This window comes from Pantoea sp. B270, from assembly GCF_018726825.1.
In the GTDB taxonomy this organism is placed as follows: Bacteria; Pseudomonadota; Gammaproteobacteria; order Enterobacterales; family Enterobacteriaceae; genus Pantoea; species Pantoea dispersa.
Map to the genome: position 1 here is coordinate 2,288,906 of NZ_JAHCSX010000001.1, position 17,749 is coordinate 2,306,654.

The following is a 17,749-nucleotide window of genomic DNA, read 5'->3' on the forward strand; positions in this document are numbered from 1 at the left end:
GTGGTTACAGCCCTGTTCACTGCACAGAGGCTATCACAAAGCCTTACCTGCCCGGACAGGCACCCAGCGTCTTTTTCATCAGGCGCACATAATCGGCGACCAGGCCGGGCGTCCAGGTCATGATTTCTGCCCGTTCGCGCAGCACGCAGGCGCCCCAGAATGCCGGCTGCAGCAGCAGCGCAAACACCTGCTGCAGCCGCTGGCCGTAATAGCCTTCAAACGCCACGTCCAGCGCATCCACCACGGTGGTCGAACAGTTTTTTGCCGTCAGATTATACAGGCTGTCACCACGGTTGGCCTGCCAGTAGCTGGCGAGCGCCTGCCCGTTGTAGTGCTGAAAACTGAAGGTTAAATCCGGGCTGCGCCAGTCGGCAATCTCTGCCGCCAGCGAGGGGAGAAAACGGCCGGGGCGATCGTTAATCTGTCCGGCCAGCAGCAGACGCGGCAGCTCGTGCGGTTGCGGATCGATCTCCTGCTGCGGATAAAGGCTGATGTAGCCGCGCTCGCCAAAGCTCAGTGCCGCGTGGCCGGTACAAAAGTGCCCTTCACCGTTAATCACGCCGATGTAACGGTCAATCACATAGCGCTTCGGCTGTTGACTGGCTTCAGACTGCGCCTGCCAGACGTGGACACAGAGAGGAAATGCCGCGGCGACCGGCGGAAAGCGGGCCTGCTGCCACGGCCGGAGCCGCGCGATATGACGATGGCCGCGACAAAACCACGGCAGCAGCGTAACGGACTGACCCGCCGGCAGGCGCTGCCACTGGCGCCAGACGCGCCACACCGTCAGGCTGAACGACAGCAGCAACAGCACCAGCCAGCTGCCCAGCAACAGGCAGGTATGCAGGTTGTCATTGAAAAACAGCACCACGCTGAGCACCATCTCGCCGCAGCCCAGCATAAAATGTCGCACCCAGCGCTGGCGCTGAATCAGCGCCGCGCTCAGGCAGCGAAACAGGCCGTTAAACAACAGGCAGATTTCCATCACCGTCAGCAGCAGTTTCTTCAGTTGCCTTTCATCACCGTGCCACAGCGCGCCGGCCAGCAGCGTGCCGACAAAAATCAGGGAAAACAGCAGATTAAGCCAGCGCTGCAGCGACACCTCGCCGCTCAGCAGGTTAAACAGCAGCGACAGCGACAGTAAGAGCGCCAGCACCTGTAGCGACAGATTGATATGCCCATCGACCAGCACGTCCGCCACGATCATGCCGGCCAGCAGCACGCCGCACAGCGCCAGGCCATAAATCAGCAGACGATAACGCACCAGCAGCTCGCGTCCGGCCAGCAGCAGCAGTAATTTGATCATTGCTTCACCCTCCTTCCGTGGTTTGCCACGGATTATAGGGCAGAGGCGGGGCGAGCCTGGCAGCAACCGGCACGCCATTGCGTTGGGGTTTAACACATAGGTGGCTAAGTTTCTCTGAGTTGCGCGCTGCATTCAGAAAAAGACGGATTCACCGGTCAGCGGCTGGCAATTTGCGGCCTCAGTCCGTATAACTGTCCCCTATTTCTAACCCTGTGTAAGCAAGACAGTTACTGATGATGAAAGATTCGCTGAGCCAGATTATCGCAGGTGAGCTGAAGGCACGCGCCGACCAGGTTGACGCCGCCATTCGCTTGCTGGACGAAGGGAACACCGTGCCGTTTATCGCACGTTACCGTAAGGAAGTGACCGGCGGGCTGGATGATACCCAGCTGCGTACGCTGGAGAGCCGTCTCGGCTATCTGCGTGAGCTGGAGGAACGCCGCCAGTCGATTCTGAAATCCATTGATGACCAGGGCAAACTGACGCCGGAATTAGCCACTGCTATCAACGGCACGCTGAACAAAACCGAGCTGGAAGATCTCTATCTGCCTTATAAGCAGAAGCGCCGCACGCGCGGGCAGATCGCTATCGAAGCCGGGCTGGAACCGCTGGCAGAGACGCTGTGGAACGATGCGTCTCAGGATCCCGAGCAGCTGGCAGCGCGTTATGTCGACGCGGACAAAGGCGTCGCCGATGTGCGCGCCGCGCTGGATGGCGCACGCTATATCCTGATGGAGCGCTTCGCCGAAGACGCCACGCTGCTGGCGAAAGTACGTGAATACCTGTGGAAGAACGCCCATCTGGTTGCGCGCGTGGTGGAAGGCAAAGAGGAAGAAGGCGCTAAATTCCGCGACTACTTCGATCATCACGAAGCGCTGAGCAGCGTGCCGTCGCACCGCGCGCTGGCCATGTTCCGTGGCCGTAACGAAGGCGTTTTACAGCTGTCGCTCAACGCCGATCCGCAGTTTGATGAAGCGCCGCGCGAAAGCTACGGTGAAACGCTGATCGCCGACCACCTTGGCCTGCGCCTGAACAACGCACCGGCCGACAGCTGGCGCAAAGCCGTGGTCAGCTGGACCTGGCGCATCAAGGTCCTGCTGCACCTCGAAACCGAACTGATGGGCACCATCCGCGAACGGGCGGAAGACGAAGCGATCAACGTGTTTGCCCGTAATCTGCACGATCTGCTGATGGCGGCACCCGCCGGCATGCGCGCCACCATGGGTCTCGATCCTGGCCTGCGCACCGGGGTCAAAGTGGCGGTGGTCGATGCCACCGGCAAGCTGGTCGCGACCGATACCATCTATCCGCATACCGGCCAGGCGGCCAAAGCCGCGACCTCGGTGGCGGCACTGTGCGCGAAACATCAGGTTGAACTGGTGGCGATCGGCAACGGCACCGCTTCACGTGAAACCGAGCGTTTCTTCCTCGACGTACAGAAGCAGTTCCCGCAAATCAAAGCGCAAAAAGTGATTGTCAGTGAGGCCGGAGCATCGGTCTATTCCGCTTCCGAACTGGCGGCGCAGGAGTTCCCCGATCTCGACGTTTCGCTGCGCGGTGCGGTGTCTATCGCCCGTCGTCTGCAGGATCCGCTGGCAGAGCTGGTCAAAATTGACCCGAAATCGATTGGCGTTGGCCAGTATCAGCACGATGTCAGCCAGAGCCAGCTGGCGAAAAAACTCGATGCGGTGGTGGAAGATTGTGTGAACGCCGTGGGCGTCGATCTGAATACCGCTTCGGTGGCGCTGCTGACGCGCGTCGCCGGTCTGACGCGCATGATGGCGCAGAACATTGTCAGCTGGCGTGACGAAAACGGCCGTTTCCAGAACCGCCAGCAGCTGCTGAAGGTGAGCCGCCTTGGGCCGAAAGCCTTTGAACAGTGCGCCGGCTTCCTGCGCATCAACCACGGCGATAATCCGCTGGATGCCTCAACGGTGCATCCGGAAGCCTATCCGCTGGTGGAGCGCATTCTCGCCGCCACGGAACAGGCGCTGAATGAACTGATGGGCAATCCGGGTAGCCTGCGCGACCTGAATGCGCGCGACTTCACCGATGAGCGTTTCGGGCTGCCGACCGTCACCGATATCATCAAAGAGCTGGAGAAACCGGGCCGTGATCCGCGTCCGGAGTTCAAAACCGCGCAGTTTGCCGAAGGCGTGGAGACGCTCAACGACCTGCTGCCGGGCATGGTGCTGGAAGGTGCAGTGACCAACGTGACCAACTTCGGCGCGTTCGTCGATATCGGCGTGCATCAGGACGGCCTGGTGCATATCTCTTCGCTGTCGGACAAATTCGTAGACGATCCGCATCAGGTGGTGAAAGCCGGCGATATCGTCAAAGTGAAGGTGATGGAAGTCGATCTGCAGCGTAAGCGTATCGCGCTGACCATGCGTCTGGATGAGCAGCCGGGTGAAAGCAACGCGCGCAGCGGCGGCAACCGTGGCGCAGGCAAAGAGGCCGCGCGGCCGGCCGCCGGTGCCAAAGGCCGCGGCAAACCTGCCAGCGCCAGCGTCGGTAACAGTGCGATGGGCGATGCGCTGGCGGCCGCCTTTGGGAAGAAACGCTAAGCGGCGCGCGAGTACAGGAGGTTGATAAATTGTCCTGGCGGACTACGCTGAAAAAACCGTGTGAAAAAATGACCTTCCGCGTAACCCGGCGATCCGATGGACATTATCAACTTCCTGCTCGATGAGATTTATGAAGGTAGCTTCCCCGTCGCGGCGCGCGAGCGCCTGCTTTCGCACATCCGCGCGGCGCGCGACACGGTAAAGCTGCCGCGTAAAGCGCACTGGGATGAAAAAGACGTGGTGCTGATCAGTTACGCCGACCAGTTCCGCGAACCCGAGCAGCCCACGCTCGCCAGCTTTACGCGCTTTTATCAGCAGCATCTGCAGTCCACCTTTAGCCTGGTGCATCTGCTGCCATTTTTCCCCTACTCGTCCGACGATGGCTTCTCGGTTATCGATTACCACAAAGTGAACCCGATTTGCGGTGACTGGCAGCACATCACGGCGCTGCACAGCGAAACCCGGCTGATGTTCGATTTCGTCTGTAACCACATGTCGGCGCACAGCGCGTGGTTTCGCCACTTTCTGGCGCAGGATGCCGGCTGGGACGACTTCTTTATCAGCATGCCGCCCGCCACCGATCTCAGTGCCGTGACGCGCCCGCGCACCTCACCGCTGCTGACGCCGTTTACCCTCGCTAACGGCGACACGCGCTTTATCTGGACCACCTTCAGCGCCGACCAAATCGATCTCAACTTCGCCAATCCGCAGGTGCTGATCCGCATGGTGGGCGTGCTGCTGGATTATCTCAACAAAGGCGCGGATTACGTGCGGCTGGACGCGGTGGGCTACATGTGGAAAACGCCGGGCACACGCTGTATCCATCTGACCAAAACCCATCAGCTGGTGAAGCTGTTTCGCTCCATCGCCAACGAAGTCGCGCCGGGTACGGTGATCGTGACCGAAACCAACGTGCCGCATCAGGATAACATCAGCTATTTCGGCAACGGCCACGACGAAGCGCAGATGGTTTACCAGTTTTCGCTGCCGCCGCTGGTGCTGCACGCCATTCACTCCGGCTCGGCGCGCGCGCTGCGCCAGTGGGCCAGCACGCTTGAGCCCGGGAATGGCGGCACCACCTTCTTTAATTTTCTCGCCTCGCACGACGGCATTGGCCTCAATCCGGCACGCGGAATTTTGTCGGAAGTGGAGATTGTGGCGCTGGTGCGTGAACTGGCGCTGGAGGGCGCGCTGGTCTCCTATAAAAACAACCCGGACGGCAGCACCAGCCCGTATGAAATCAACGTAACGTATCTGGATGCGCTCAATCACCAGACCGACGATGACGAGACGCGCCTGCGTCGCTTCCTGCTGGCGCACGCGATTCTGCTGGCCTTTCCCGGCGTGCCCGCCATCTATATTCAAAGTATTCTCGGCTCGCGCAATGACAACGAAGGCGTGCGCGCTGCCGGGCACAACCGCGCCATCAACCGTGAGAAGTACAGCCTGCGCGATATCGAACAGCAAATCAGCGGCGGCAACCCGTTGCGTCAGCAGGTGTTTGAGCGGCTTAGCGCGCTGATTCAGCTGCGCACCCGTCAGCCGGCGTTCCATCCGGACAATCCGATGACGCTGCTGGAGAGCGACAACGCGGTGCTGCTGCTGCGCCGTCACGCCGCGGACAGCGACGAAGGGTTACTGTGCGTGTTCAATCTCAGCAGCCGCGAGATCAGCACCACGCTGCCGCAGGCGCGCCCTTTTCAGGATGTGATCAGCGGGCAGCGCGTGGATGGCAGCCAGCCGCTGGTGCTGGCCGCCTGGCAGTTTATGTGGCTGCGTGGATGAACTGCTGCACCTGCTGGCAGAACGCCTCCGGGTGCGAAATAAACGGCGCGTGCGCGGCCTTCGCGATGACAACCGACTGCGAATGCGGCCAGCGCGCATCCAGCTGCGGCGCAATGCGGCGCGGCACCAGGCCATCCAGCGCGCCATAAATACGCAGGAACGGCAGCGTCAGCCCATCCAGTGCGCTGCGCAAATCATCGTGGCGCAGAATGTTCAATCCCCCTTCCAGTACCGCCACCGACGGCATTGGCTGCGACAGTACTACCTCTTTCAGCTGGCGCGCATCCTGGCGCGCATTTTCCGTCCCCATGGTTTGCAGCGCGAGAAAACGCTCCACCGTGCGCTGGAAATCGCTGCTCAATTGCTGCTGGAACGTTGCCAGCGTCTCAGGCTGGATGCCCGGCCATTCATCCCGGGCGGTAAAGCACGGCGACGACGCCACGCTGATCAATGCCGCCACGCGATCGGGCTGGCTCAGCGCCAGCTGGCTGGCCACTAAGCCGCCCAGCGACCAGCCGAGCAGCACGGCGCGCGCTGGCAACTGCGGTAATAGCTGCTGCGCCATCTGCGCCAGGCTCAGCGGCCCAAATCCCTGGCTGCGGCCAAATCCCGGCAGGTCCACCAGGTGCAGACGAAAATGCGGGCTGAGTCGCGGAACAATGTGTTGCCACACTTCGGCGTTCAGTCCCCAGCCGTGCAGCAGCACAAGATCGCGATCGCCTGTGCCTGTGGTGTGCCAGTAAAGCGAACTCATCGGTTACACTCCCGAAAAGTGAAAAGGAGGTCGCTATGCTAGCAATCCCGGCCCTGTGTTGGCTATGCCGTCTGCCGCTGCGTATCGCCCGGCACGGCCTGTGCAGCGTATGTCTGCGTCAGCTACCGGCGCTGCCGGCGCTCTGTCCCTGCTGCGGACTGCCGGCCAGCGGCGATCAGCCGTGCGGACGCTGTCTGCGCCGGCCGCCGCCGTGGCACGCTCTTACTTGCGTGAGTGATTATGTGCCGCCGCTGAACGAATGGGTGCAGCAGCTCAAATTCTCGCGCGCAACCGCACTCAGGGTGATGCTGGCGCGGCTGCTTTTGTTAAAATTATTAACAAAGCGCCGCCAGCAGCCGTTGCCGCGTATCGATTTGGTGCTGAGCGTGCCGCTGCATCGCCGCCGCGCCTGGCAGCGCGGGTATAATCAGGCCGCGCTGCTGGCTAAACCGCTGGCGCGCTGGCTCGGTTGTGAATACCGCGAAGGTCTGCGCCGGGTGCGACACGGTGCGGTGCAGCATGTGCTCAGCGCCCGCGCCCGGAAAAGCAATCTGCGTGGCGCGTTTCGCCTTGAAATGGCGGTGCGCGGATGCCACATCCTGCTTATCGATGATGTGGTGACCACCGGCAGCACGGTGGGGGAAATCAGCCGCTTATTACTGGCGCAGGGCGCGGCCAGCGTACACATAGGATGCCTGTGCCGTACCTTGTAGAGCGTCGGCGTTGGGCGTATTATAACCAGGTATTTTAGTCAACTATTGAGCAATCGCCATGATCCGTATTACTGATACTGCGCAAGAGCACTTCGCAAAACTGCTGTCAAAACAGGAAGATGGCACCCAGATTCGCGTATTCGTTATTAACCCGGGTACGCCAACCGCCGAGTGCGGCGTCTCCTACTGCCCGCCGGACGCGGTCGAAGCCACCGATACCGAACTGAAGTTCGACAAGCTGTCTGCCTATGTTGATGAGCTGAGCGCGCCGTACCTCGAAGATGCGGAAATCGACTTCGTGACCGATAACCTCGGCTCACAGCTCACGCTGAAAGCGCCGAACGCTAAGATGCGTAAAGTGTCGGACGATGCGCCGATGGTTGAGCGCGTGGAGTATCTGCTGCAGGCGCAGATCAACCCGCAGCTGGCCAGCCACGGCGGTCGCGTCTCGCTGATGGAGATCACCGACGAAGGCTACGCCATTCTGCAGTTCGGCGGCGGCTGTAACGGTTGCTCGATGATTGACGTGACGCTGAAAGACGGCATCGAGAAAGAGCTGCTGGCCGCCTTCCCTGAGCTGAAAGGCGTGCGCGATCTCACCGAGCATCAGCGCGGCGAGCACTCCTACTACTGATAGAAGATGCGGCAGCCACCCCGGCTGCCGCGTGTTTTACGGCTTCTTACGCCCTTCATTGACGATCGCCAGCAGCTGCTGCACTTTCCGGTAACTAAACAACTTCTCCAATGGTACGCGCAGTTTGCGCCGCCAGTTGGGGTATTCGGCTACCGTGCCCGGCACGTTGACCGGCGTCTCCATTCCCAGCCAGTCCTCCGGCTGCAGCCCCAGCAGGGCGCTGTCGGTGTACGCCAGAAAGCGGTGCACGCCCTGATTCAGCGCAGGCGTCAGACGCTGGCCGGCGCGGTTTTTGCTGCGCGTATCAATGGCTTGCGCCTCGCTCAGGGCGTTCAGCAACGCGGTTCTCTGCCCATCGCGTTCCGCGATGGCCGCCTTCAGCATGCTGCGTTTAGTAAACAGCCCCAGCTGCTCGCGCAACTGCAGATCGGCGGCATGCCAGAATCCGCTCAGCGTCGGCAAATCATGGGTACTGGCGCTGGCAATCGACTGGCGCGGATAGGCTGCCGGTGGCCGGAACTGCCCGTCCTCCCCGCACTCGAACATCAGCACCTTCCACGAAAAAATGCCGCGGTCGCGCAGCAGGCTGACGATCTCCTGCGGCACGGTGCCGAGATCTTCACCGATCACCATGCAGCGCTGACGCTGACTCTCCAGCGCAAGGATCGCCAGCAGGTCGTGCACCGGATAGGCGACATACGCGCCTTTATCGGCACTTTCGCCATAGGGAATCCACCACAAACGCAGTAGCGCCATAACGTGATCGATGCGCAGCGCCCCGCAATCGCGCATATTGGCGCGCAGCAGATCGATAAACGGCTGATAGCCCCGCGCGCGCAGTACATGTGGATCGAGCGGCGGCAGCGCCCAGTTCTGCCCGAGCGGGCCAAGCGGATCCGGCGGTGCGCCCACCGACGCGCCCAGCTTATACAGCTGCGGATCCTGCCAGGTTTCCGCGCTGTGCTGTGCCACGCCAACCGCCAAATCGCGATATAACCCGACCGCCATCCCCAGCTGCTGGCTACGCTGCCAGCAGGCGGCGAACTGCTGCTGCGCCAGCCACTGCAGCCAGCTCCAGAACAGAATGTCGTCCTCATGCTGCGCGCACCATTGCTGCACCTCCGGCTGCTGCGCCTGCTGCCAGCCTGACGGCCACTTTTCCCAGCCCCACTCATCGGGATGCTGCTGGCTGCGCGCCGCTACGATGGCGTCAAACGCCGCCTGATAACGCAGCGCATCGCCGCCTTCAGCCAGAAACTGCTGAAACGCCGGCTGCCGGGTCAGCTGCGGCTGTGCGTGCTGCCAGGCAAAACGCAGCGCAGTCAGCTTGAGCGTCGTCACCGCGCGATAATCGACAAACGCTGCGCTGCGCGCCTGTTTTAGCGCTTTGCGCGTTGGCGCGCTGTGCCACCAGCGCTGGGCGGCGTCACTTTGGGTGAATTCGTCGATTTGATTGATGTCGATGTACAGCACGTTGAGCCAGCGGCGCGAGCTCGGGCTGTACGGGCTGACGTGATCCGGCTGCGCCGGATAGAGCGCATGCAGCGGGTTGAGACCGATGAAATCTCCGCCGTGAGCGGCGACCTGCTCCAGCATCTGCATCAGATCGCCAAAGTCGCCGATGCCCCAGTTACGCGCCGAGCGCAGCGTATAGAGCTGCACCAGCGCGCCCCAGCGCTTCTCCCCCTGCGCCAGCGCTGGCGGCAGATAACAGCGCGCCGGTGCGATGATAATGCGCGTCTGCCACTGCTGGCGTGAAGTGCTCAGCGTGAGCTGATGGTAGCCCTCGGGCAGTTCTGCCGGCAGCGCCAGGCTTTCTCCCGCGCTCAGCGTGCCGTCATAGTGCTGCCCCTGCTCGCTCACCAGCTGCCAGCGGTAGTCGTCGCTGCCCTGCGGCGTCAGTTCAGGCAGTCCGGGCGGCGTTAACACCAGCACCGGCGGCAGCGGTGGCGCGCTGCCCGTCGGGGCGTCCATCAGCGCCATCAGCGCGCGTTTGGTGTCGTCGCTGATGGTCTGTGACTCACCTTTATTGTTGATAAAACTCAGTGCGATACCGGCATCCCGTGCAGCCTGATCCAGTTTCTTCATGGCCATGTTGTCTCCTTCGTTGCCGTGCGCACATTACGCATGCAGCGTCATTTTCCGGCGGCTCAGCGCGCCGCCTGCCAGATACGCTGTTGATAATCGCGAATCGAACGATCGGCACTGAAGCGGCCGGTATGCGCCGTGTTGAGAATCGCCGCTTTGGTCCACGCTTCCGGATCGCGCCACAGCGCTTCGACGCGCTGCTGCGCCGCGATATAAGCGGCGAAATCGGCCAGCACCAGCCACGGATCGCCCTGTTTGCTCAGGCTCTCCAGCAGCGGCGCAAATACCTGCCGGTCGCCGTCGCTGAATTTGCCCTTTTCCAGCTCCTTCAGCAAACCGTCGAGATAGCGATCGTGCTTGCGCAGTTTCTTCGGACTGTAACCGTCGGCCTTCAGTGCTTTTACCTCATCCACCGTGTTGCCGAAGATAAAGATATTTTTCTCACCGACCGCCTCGGCAATCTCCACGTTAGCCCCGTCCAGCGTGCCAATGGTCAGCGCGCCGTTGAGCGCCAGCTTCATGTTGCCGGTACCGGAGGCTTCGTAACCGGCCGTGGAGATCTGCTCCGAGAGATCGGCTGCCGGAATCATCAGCTCGGCGGCGGTAATCCGGTAATCCGGCACAAACACCACCTTCAGGCGATCGCCCACCAGCGGGTCGTTGTTGATCACCTCCGCGACTTTATTGATGGCACAGATGATGTTTTTTGCCAGCAAATAGCCGGGCGCCGCCTTGGCGCCAAACAGAAAGACGCGCGGCACGAAGTCGGGATTGTCCGGGTTATCGCGCAGCTGGCGATAGCAGTGCAGGATGTGCAGCAGACTGAGATGCTGGCGTTTGTATTCGTGCAGGCGCTTGATCTGCACATCAAACAGCGCGTCAGGATTGATATCGATGCCGGTCACGCGTTTGATGTACACCGTCAGCCGCAGTTTGTTTTGCTGCTTGATGGTGCGGAACTGCTGGCGAAAGCTTTTCTTCTTCGCCAGCGGCGCCAGCCATTCCAGCGCGTCGAGATCGTTGGCCCACTCCACCTGCAGGCTGTCGTCAATCAGCGCGGACAGCAGGGGGTTGCACTGCTTCAGCCAGCGCCGCGGTGTAATGCCGTTGGTGACGTTATGAAACTTGTGCGGCCACAGCTGGTGATATTCCGGGAACAGATCGTTAACCACCAGCTGCGAGTGCAGCGCTGCCACACCGTTGACGGCGAAACAGCTCACCACGCACAGATTGGCCATGCGCACTTCGCCGTCGCTCACCACCGCCAGCTTGTGCCAGAGGGCACTGTCGTTCGGCCAGCGCTGTTTGACCTGCTGCTTCAGCTGGCGATTGATCTGTTTGATGATTTGCAGATGGCGCGGCAGCAGTTCGCGCAGCAGGCTCGCCGGCCAGCGCTCCAGCGCCTCCGGCATTAGCGTATGGTTGGTATACGCAAAGGTGCGGCTGGTAATGTGCCAGGCGTCGTCCCAGCTCAGGCCATGCTCATCCAGCAGCAGACGCAGCAGCTCCGGAATAGCGATGGTGGGATGGGTATCGTTGAGCTGAATCACTTCGAAATCCGGCAGCGTATGCAGCGCACGGCCCGCCAGCCGGTGACGACGCAGTATGTCGCTCACCGCGCAGGCGCACTGGAAATACTGCTGCATCAGCCGCAGACGTTTACCTGGCGCATGGTTGTCATTGGGATAGAGCACTTTGGTCAGCTTGTCGGCTTCAATGCCCGGCTGCTCCGCCTGCAGGAATTTCCCGGCGTTAAACAGCGTCAGGTCAAACGGCTGCGCACTGGTGGCTTGCCACAGGCGCAGCGGCAGCGTGATGCCGTTGCGATAGCCGATTACCGGCAGATCCCAGGCCTGGCCGATCAGCTGCTGTGCCGGACGCCACTCGACGCTGCCGTCGTCGCGCTTTTTGACCTTACCGCCCAGCCCCACCGGCACATCCAGCGCCGCGTTGTGGCGGAACCACGGATAGCGATCGCGCTGCCAGTCATCCGGCGCTTCGTGCTGCTGTCCGGCCACGAACGACTGACGAAACAGGCCGTACTGATAGTTGAGGCCGTGCCCCATCGCCGGCTGGCCGACCGTCGCCATCGCATCCATGTAGCAGGCCGCGAGCCGTCCCAGTCCGCCGTTGCCCAGCGCCGGATCGACCTCCTCCTCCAGCAGTTCATTCAGCTCAACCTCGTGCTCTGCCAGCGCGGCAGCCACCTCGTTATACCAGCCGAGATTGAGCAGGTTGTTACCGGTCAACCGGCCGGGCAGAAACTCCATCGAGAGATAATTAACGTGGCGCTGAGCGCTTTTCGGCGGCACGGGCGGCTGTGCGGCGAGCAGTTCCATCAGCGCCCGGCTGAGCGCCTGCCACCATTGATGCGGCGTCATCTGCCGGGCGGAAGTCAGTCCGAGCTGCTGCCACTGGCGGGTCAGCGCGGCGTCAAAGCGGGTTTTATTGAATTTTAGCGGCGACATAGTGCATCCCTTTGCATCCGAAACGGTAAACACGGGCAAGCGCAAATCTGAAAGAGTAAGTTAAGCCGCGGACGCTGAAAAAAGCGACAGGGAAATGAAGATGCAGTGAAAAAAGGCGTGCCGCTGCGGCCTGGTCGCCATCAATGGCGACCCCACAATAAGCGCGATGACCTGGTGCCTCACAGGGTGCGCATTGATGCGCACCTGGGAAATCAGCACAGCTCCAGATGGACTTCGTGCTGTTCAATCACCTTCAGTACGCTTAACGGCGGGGTTTGATCGGTATACAGGTAATCAATCAGGCTCATGTTGCCAAGGTTAACCATGGCGTTACGGCCAAACTTCGAGTGATCCACCACCAGCATCACGCAGCGCGAGTTCTCGATAATAGCGCGTTTGGTGCGCACTTCGTGATAGTCGAACTCCAGCAGCGAACCGTCCATATCAATACCGCTGATGCCGAGAATGCCGTAATCGAGCCGGAACTGAGAGATAAAATCGAGCGTGGCTTCCCCCATGATACCACCGTCGCGCGTGCGCACTTCACCGCCGGCGATGATCACGCGGAAATCCGGCTTGCCCATCAGCAAAATCGCCACGTTGAGGTTGTTGGTGACAATACGCAGATTGTTGTGGTTGAGCAGCGCATGCGCCACCGCTTCCGGCGTGGTGCCGATATCAATAAACAGCGTGGCGCCGTCCGGGATCTGGCTCGCCACGCGCTCGGCGATGCGTGCCTTTTCCGCCGACCACATCATTTTGCGATCCTGCCACGCGGTGTTTTCCGAGCTGGAAGGCAGCGCTGCGCCGCCGTGATGACGCTGAATTTTGTTTTGATCGGCCAGATCGTTCAGATCGCGCCGGATAGTCTGCGGGCTGACCTCAAAGTGATCCACCAGCTCTTCCGTACTGACATACCCCTGACGCCGGACCAGATCGATAATGGCGTCATGACGTTGCGTCTGCTTCACATCTCTCTCCTCGGCTCAAGGCCGTGTTCTTTTTATCCTGCTGCTAGCGACGTGCGCGTTTGCGCGTATCAACGAACGCCATTGCCAGCCCCACCAGCAAACCGGTGACGTGCGCAGCGTTCGCGATCGACAGGCCAAAGGCGCCGTACCAGCCAATCACCAGCCATACAATAGCGAAGCCAATCAGGCCGCGCTCGAGATAAATGCCACTTTCGGGATCGCGCTCGCCGCGCAGCCAGCAGTAGCCCATCAGCGCATAGACCACGCCGGACAGCCCGCCAAACAGCACGCCGCTGAACTTCGCCTGCATCCAGCCGCTCAGCAGCGCTGAAATCAGCATGATAACGAACAGCTTGCCGCTGCCGAGGCGCTTCTCTACCGCACCACCGAGATACCACCACCACATCAGGTTGAACAGAATGTGCAGCAGCGAGAAGTGCAGCAGCGCGTGGCTGAACCAGCGCCACACCTGAAAATACTGGGAGGAATCCGCCGGCCAGGCCAGCCAGCCGAGTACCACATCGTCGCCGACAATCTGCATCAGGATAAACACCGCCACGCAGGCGATCATGATGGTCAGCGTGAGCGGGCCCGCGCGTTCGCGAATGTTTGCCCAGATATTGCCACGCTCATAACGCAGACCGCTGTCGGTGGTACCGCTGTGCCAGCTCGCCGCCTGGTAGCGTGGATGGTTGGGATCGCGCACGAACTGCGCGAGTTCGTTTTCGACCATCTCCAGCTTGCTGTCGTCATCCAGCACAATGACATAGTGGCTTTCGCGCTCAATACGCAGCGTGACGCCGCGCGTCGCCATGTAATCGACAAACGCCTGCGCCATACGCGGCTGGTTAAACTGGGTGATGCGCATCATGCGGTGCTCTCCTTCCTTTAATCGGTCAATCAGAGGCTGCCGATGGCGACCTGCGTCGGAAACGCCGCGCGCCAGGCATCAAAACCGCCGTCGATGCTGTAGACGTCGCTAAAGCCCTGGCTTAACAGGAACTGCGCCGCGCCTTTACTGCTGTTGCCGTGATAGCACATCACCAGCACCGGCTGGTCGTGCCGGGCGCCGGCAATGAACGTCGCCAGGTTGTCATTGGTCAGATGTTGCGCACCGGTGGCATGGCCCATGGCGAAGCTTTGCGGATCGCGGATGTCTACCAGTTGCGCTCCCTGTGCCAGATGCTCGTTAGCCTGCAGGACGTTAATACACTCGAAGGTTTCCATGGGTCTCTCATTACCTCGTCATCATTTGGCGTTAGTTTACCCTGATAAGCCGCCGCTATAACCTGACAAATCCTGTGGATATGTGATTTTTTTCCTGCCGAAATGTTAGCTATATCACGCAAGAATGTTTTTATTGAGTTAAGCGCTGGCGTCAATGTTGGTTTCCGATTATTATTACGCTCGAAAACGAACATTTTAGAACTATTCCGAACATCGGAGGAGATGACGTGGAAACCAAAGACCTGATCGTGATCGGCGGCGGCATCAACGGTGCCGGCATTGCAGTGGATGCTGCAGGACGCGGCCTGTCAGTGCTGATGCTGGAGGCGCGGGATTTGGCCTGTGCAACCTCCTCTGCCAGTTCCAAGCTGATTCACGGTGGCCTGCGCTATCTGGAACATTACGAATTCCGTCTGGTGGGCGAAGCGCTGGCCGAACGTGAAGTGCTGCTGAAAATGGCGCCGCACATCGCCTTCCCGATGCGTTTCCGTCTGCCACACCGCCCGCATCTGCGTCCGGCGTGGATGATCCGCATGGGCCTGTTTATGTACGATCGCCTCGGTAAGCGCACTACGCTGCCAGGCAGTAAAGGTCTGCGTTTTGGCGCGGAATCGGCCCTGAAGCCTGAAATTACGCGCGGTTTCGAATATTCCGACTGCTGGGTGGACGATGCGCGCATGGTGGTGCTTAACGCGCAGGAAGTGGTGAAACAGGGCGGCGAAGTGCGCACCCGCACCCGCGTAACCCGCGCCTGGCGTGAAGCCGGTCTGTGGATGGTGGAAGCGGAAGACGTCGATACCGGCAAGACCTACACCTGGCGCGCCAAAGGGCTGGTTAACGCTGCCGGTCCCTGGGTGAAGCAGTTCTTTGACGATGGCCTGAAGCTGAAATCGCCGTACGGTATTCGCCTGATCAAAGGCAGCCATATCGTGGTGCCGCGCGTGCACACCGAGAAGCAGGCTTACATTCTGCAGAACGAAGATAACCGTATCGTGTTTGTGATTCCGTGGATGGATGAGTTTTCAATCATCGGTACCACCGACGTCGAATACAAAGGCGATCCGAAAAATGTCAAAATCGATGACAATGAAATCAGCTATCTGCTGAAGGTTTATAACGCGCACTTTAAAAAGCAGCTGACCAGCGACGATATCGTCTGGACCTACTCCGGCGTGCGTCCGCTGTGCGATGATGAATCCGATTCACCGCAGGCGATCACCCGTGATTACACGCTGGACGTGCACGATGACAACGGTCAGGCACCGCTGCTGTCCGTGTTCGGCGGCAAGCTGACCACCTATCGCAAGCTGGCGGAGCATGCGCTGGAGAAACTGGCGAAATACTACCCTGATGCCGGTCCGGCGTGGACCAAAAACGCCGTGCTGCCAGGCGGTGATTTCTCCGGTACGCGTGAAGATTACGCTGCCAGCCTGCGCCGTCGCTATCCGTTCATCAGCGAAGGCATGGCGCGTCACTTCGCCCGCACCTACGGCAGCCGTACTGAAGTGCTGCTGGAAGGCGCGAAGAGCCGTGAAGATCTGGGTGAAAACTTTGGCCACGAATTCTATGAAGCCGAACTGCGTTACCTGGTGAAACACGAGTGGGTGCGCGAGCTGGACGACGCCATCTGGCGCCGTACCAAACAGGGTATGTGGCTGAGCGAAGCCGAACAGGCGCGCATCCGCGACTGGCTGGCGGAAAATGGCCAGAAACCGGCGCTGTCGCTGGCTTCCTAATCGCCTTAAGCATTGTCCTCAACCCCGCCACCGCGCGGGGTTTTTATTTTTTCTCTTTTTGTGTCGGCGAGAGGTTATTCACACAAGGCACTGCACCAGATCAATTCTCACCGCTCCGCTTACTGACTAAATAATCCGCGACTGGATTAACGGACTCGTCAGTGACAGGGAGCATCACGCATGGCTTTAGCAACTTTTCCGCTCAATATCTTCACCACACAGCGCATGTTTAATGACTATGGCGCTGACGATATGCGCTACGGCGATATCTGTGAACGCCGGATGAAAAACGAATTCGGCCTCACCCACATTTCCAATGTGGTCGACCCATGGAACATGACGCGGCTGCATCCCTTCCATAATCCCCAGTCGCGCTTTGCTGGTGCTTATGAGAAACCTGGCGAAAAGCTTTCACCGCTGGAGTGCGCCAGGCTGCTGTTTGCTGAGATGCAAACCACGTCATTACCTTTCGCGCTTGTTGGCCCGCAACGTTTCCTGATAAATAAGATGCTGGAGCATTTTATGCGCTCCAGCGGCCTGCCGTTTCGGGATTTGTCGCTGGATATGGCATATCGGGACAAAATTATGAACGACAGAAGCATAAACAGTACACACAAAGCCATAATTGATACGCTCAATGTTAATATTGATTATGGTATCAAAGGCCTGCCATTGAAAAATATAGGTGATATTAATTCTGCCATTAATAACTCGATCCTGCCAAAGTTCGATTCATTAATTATGGATAAAATAAATGGTCTAGGCATTACTGTTCATGATGTTTATGCTACCAAAATTGACATATTGAGTCTTGACGTTAATGGTGCGCGCTGGAGGGCAAAAATGCGCTTCAGCGGACAGGATCATTTCGGTCTGGATACGCATGATATTCACAAGCATAAATTCAGACAATTTCAGTTTTTTAAGATATGGTTCACCTTACAACGTTATGATAAATTTGGCTTTCGTCCTTTTCTGACGAACATGGATGCTGTGATAGATATTGAAGGCGGCCGTTAATGAACAGGAAGACATGGGCAGGATTAATTCTGCTTATTGCATTAGCCAGTGGCATATATTGCTACCTGAACTTCAGGGAAGTTAACGTCATTGACGTTCACCAGGATTACTATTCTGCATCAATTATCGTCGATCACCTGCCTTATTCTGACGACGAAAAAATAAGGTGGTGGTTGAGTCACCAGCAGCAAATAACATTAAAATACAATATTAAAGCCTTTAATGAAAATGGCTCCATTACCTATTATTTTTATGCATTAGGTGAGGGATATCAGCCATTAGAAAAAAAGGACCGCATTTGCTTTAAGCAAATTCAACCCCCTGCTAATTGCCTTGATAAAAATTTACTGATGAAAATTCAGCGGACGCAGGATGGTGGCGTGATGTTCTCACTGAATTCAGGAAATTACACAGTGAATAAAGACAACGAAATGAGTCAATTGCAGAGGAGCAATTGATACATAGCGCGATAAATCGCGC

Annotated in this window: 14 protein-coding genes; 7 read left to right on the plus strand and 7 right to left on the minus strand. The window is 59.1% G+C overall.

What is annotated here, in order from left to right; genetic code table 11:
• Positions 1 to 43 precede the first annotated feature (43 nt).
• The gene (locus KOL70_RS11085) at positions 44 to 1,306 is read right to left on the minus strand and encodes a hypothetical protein (RefSeq protein ID WP_021507407.1); all 1,263 of its coding nucleotides are present in this window, start codon (positions 1,304 to 1,306) and stop codon (positions 44 to 46) included.
• A gap of 236 nt (positions 1,307 to 1,542) precedes the next feature.
• Here KOL70_RS11085 and KOL70_RS11090 point away from each other — a divergent pair, with 236 nt between their 5' ends.
• Both KOL70_RS11090 and KOL70_RS11095 read left to right on the plus strand, forming a co-directional pair.
• Positions 1,543 to 3,873: a Tex family protein gene (locus tag KOL70_RS11090; protein WP_104094206.1), complete on the plus strand. Its 2,331-nt coding sequence runs from the start codon at positions 1,543 to 1,545 to the stop codon at positions 3,871 to 3,873.
• Between the two features lie 96 nt (positions 3,874 to 3,969).
• Positions 3,970 to 5,658, plus strand: coding sequence for an alpha-amylase family glycosyl hydrolase (locus tag KOL70_RS11095; RefSeq protein WP_215480641.1), 1,689 nt, complete (start codon positions 3,970 to 3,972; stop codon positions 5,656 to 5,658).
• Here the strand turns inward: KOL70_RS11095 and bioH are convergent.
• Positions 5,639 to 6,412 (minus strand): pimeloyl-ACP methyl ester esterase BioH, encoded by a 774-nt coding sequence (bioH, locus tag KOL70_RS11100; protein WP_021507404.1) that lies wholly within the window; start codon positions 6,410 to 6,412, stop codon positions 5,639 to 5,641. The two genes, KOL70_RS11095 and bioH, sit on opposite strands and share 20 nt — an antisense overlap.
• A 35-nt stretch (positions 6,413 to 6,447) precedes the next feature.
• Here bioH and gntX point away from each other — a divergent pair, with 35 nt between their 5' ends.
• Positions 6,448 to 7,125, plus strand: coding sequence for a DNA utilization protein GntX (gene gntX / locus KOL70_RS11105; protein WP_215480642.1), 678 nt, complete (start codon positions 6,448 to 6,450; stop codon positions 7,123 to 7,125).
• A 58-nt stretch (positions 7,126 to 7,183) separates the two neighbouring features.
• Positions 7,184 to 7,759: a Fe-S biogenesis protein NfuA gene (gene nfuA, locus KOL70_RS11110; protein WP_021507402.1), complete on the plus strand. Its 576-nt coding sequence runs from the start codon at positions 7,184 to 7,186 to the stop codon at positions 7,757 to 7,759.
• 36 nt (positions 7,760 to 7,795) lie between these two features.
• Here nfuA and malQ read toward each other — a convergent pair whose 3' ends face one another.
• The 5 genes from malQ to glpE all read right to left on the minus strand — a co-directional run bounded on the left by malQ (position 7,796) and on the right by glpE (position 14,513).
• Positions 7,796 to 9,853 carry a 4-alpha-glucanotransferase gene (malQ, locus tag KOL70_RS11115; RefSeq protein WP_215480643.1) on the minus strand — a complete coding sequence of 686 codons (2,058 nt, stop codon included), beginning with the start codon at positions 9,851 to 9,853 and terminating at the stop codon, positions 7,796 to 7,798.
• A gap of 56 nt (positions 9,854 to 9,909) precedes the next feature.
• A complete protein-coding gene (gene malP / locus KOL70_RS11120) occupies positions 9,910 to 12,315 on the minus strand; it encodes a maltodextrin phosphorylase (protein WP_150059645.1) in 2,406 nt (801 codons plus the stop codon).
• A 212-nt stretch (positions 12,316 to 12,527) separates the two neighbouring features.
• Positions 12,528 to 13,286 (minus strand): DeoR/GlpR family transcriptional regulator, encoded by a 759-nt coding sequence (locus KOL70_RS11125; RefSeq protein WP_058759319.1) that lies wholly within the window; start codon positions 13,284 to 13,286, stop codon positions 12,528 to 12,530.
• 43 nt (positions 13,287 to 13,329) lie between these two features.
• Complete coding sequence (gene glpG, locus KOL70_RS11130) at positions 13,330 to 14,154, minus strand: rhomboid family intramembrane serine protease GlpG (RefSeq protein ID WP_125309891.1); 825 nt, start codon at positions 14,152 to 14,154, stop codon at positions 13,330 to 13,332.
• 32 nt (positions 14,155 to 14,186) lie between these two features.
• Entirely contained in the window at positions 14,187 to 14,513 is a 327-nt protein-coding gene (glpE, locus tag KOL70_RS11135) for a thiosulfate sulfurtransferase GlpE (RefSeq protein ID WP_058759320.1), read from the minus strand.
• A gap of 227 nt (positions 14,514 to 14,740) precedes the next feature.
• On the opposite strand from glpE, the gene glpD reads away from it, so the two are divergent.
• From glpD to KOL70_RS11150, 3 genes are all read left to right on the plus strand, one after another.
• On the plus strand, positions 14,741 to 16,249 hold the full coding sequence (gene glpD / locus KOL70_RS11140; RefSeq protein WP_058759321.1) for a glycerol-3-phosphate dehydrogenase: 1,509 nt from the start codon (positions 14,741 to 14,743) through the stop codon (positions 16,247 to 16,249).
• 180 nt (positions 16,250 to 16,429) lie between these two features.
• Positions 16,430 to 17,269: a DUF3289 family protein gene (locus tag KOL70_RS11145; protein ID WP_215480644.1), complete on the plus strand. Its 840-nt coding sequence runs from the start codon at positions 16,430 to 16,432 to the stop codon at positions 17,267 to 17,269.
• The gene (locus KOL70_RS11150) at positions 17,269 to 17,727 is read left to right on the plus strand and encodes a DUF943 family protein (protein WP_215480645.1); all 459 of its coding nucleotides are present in this window, start codon (positions 17,269 to 17,271) and stop codon (positions 17,725 to 17,727) included. The genes KOL70_RS11145 and KOL70_RS11150 overlap by 1 nt, the downstream gene beginning before the upstream one ends.
• Positions 17,728 to 17,749: the final 22 nt, after the last annotated feature.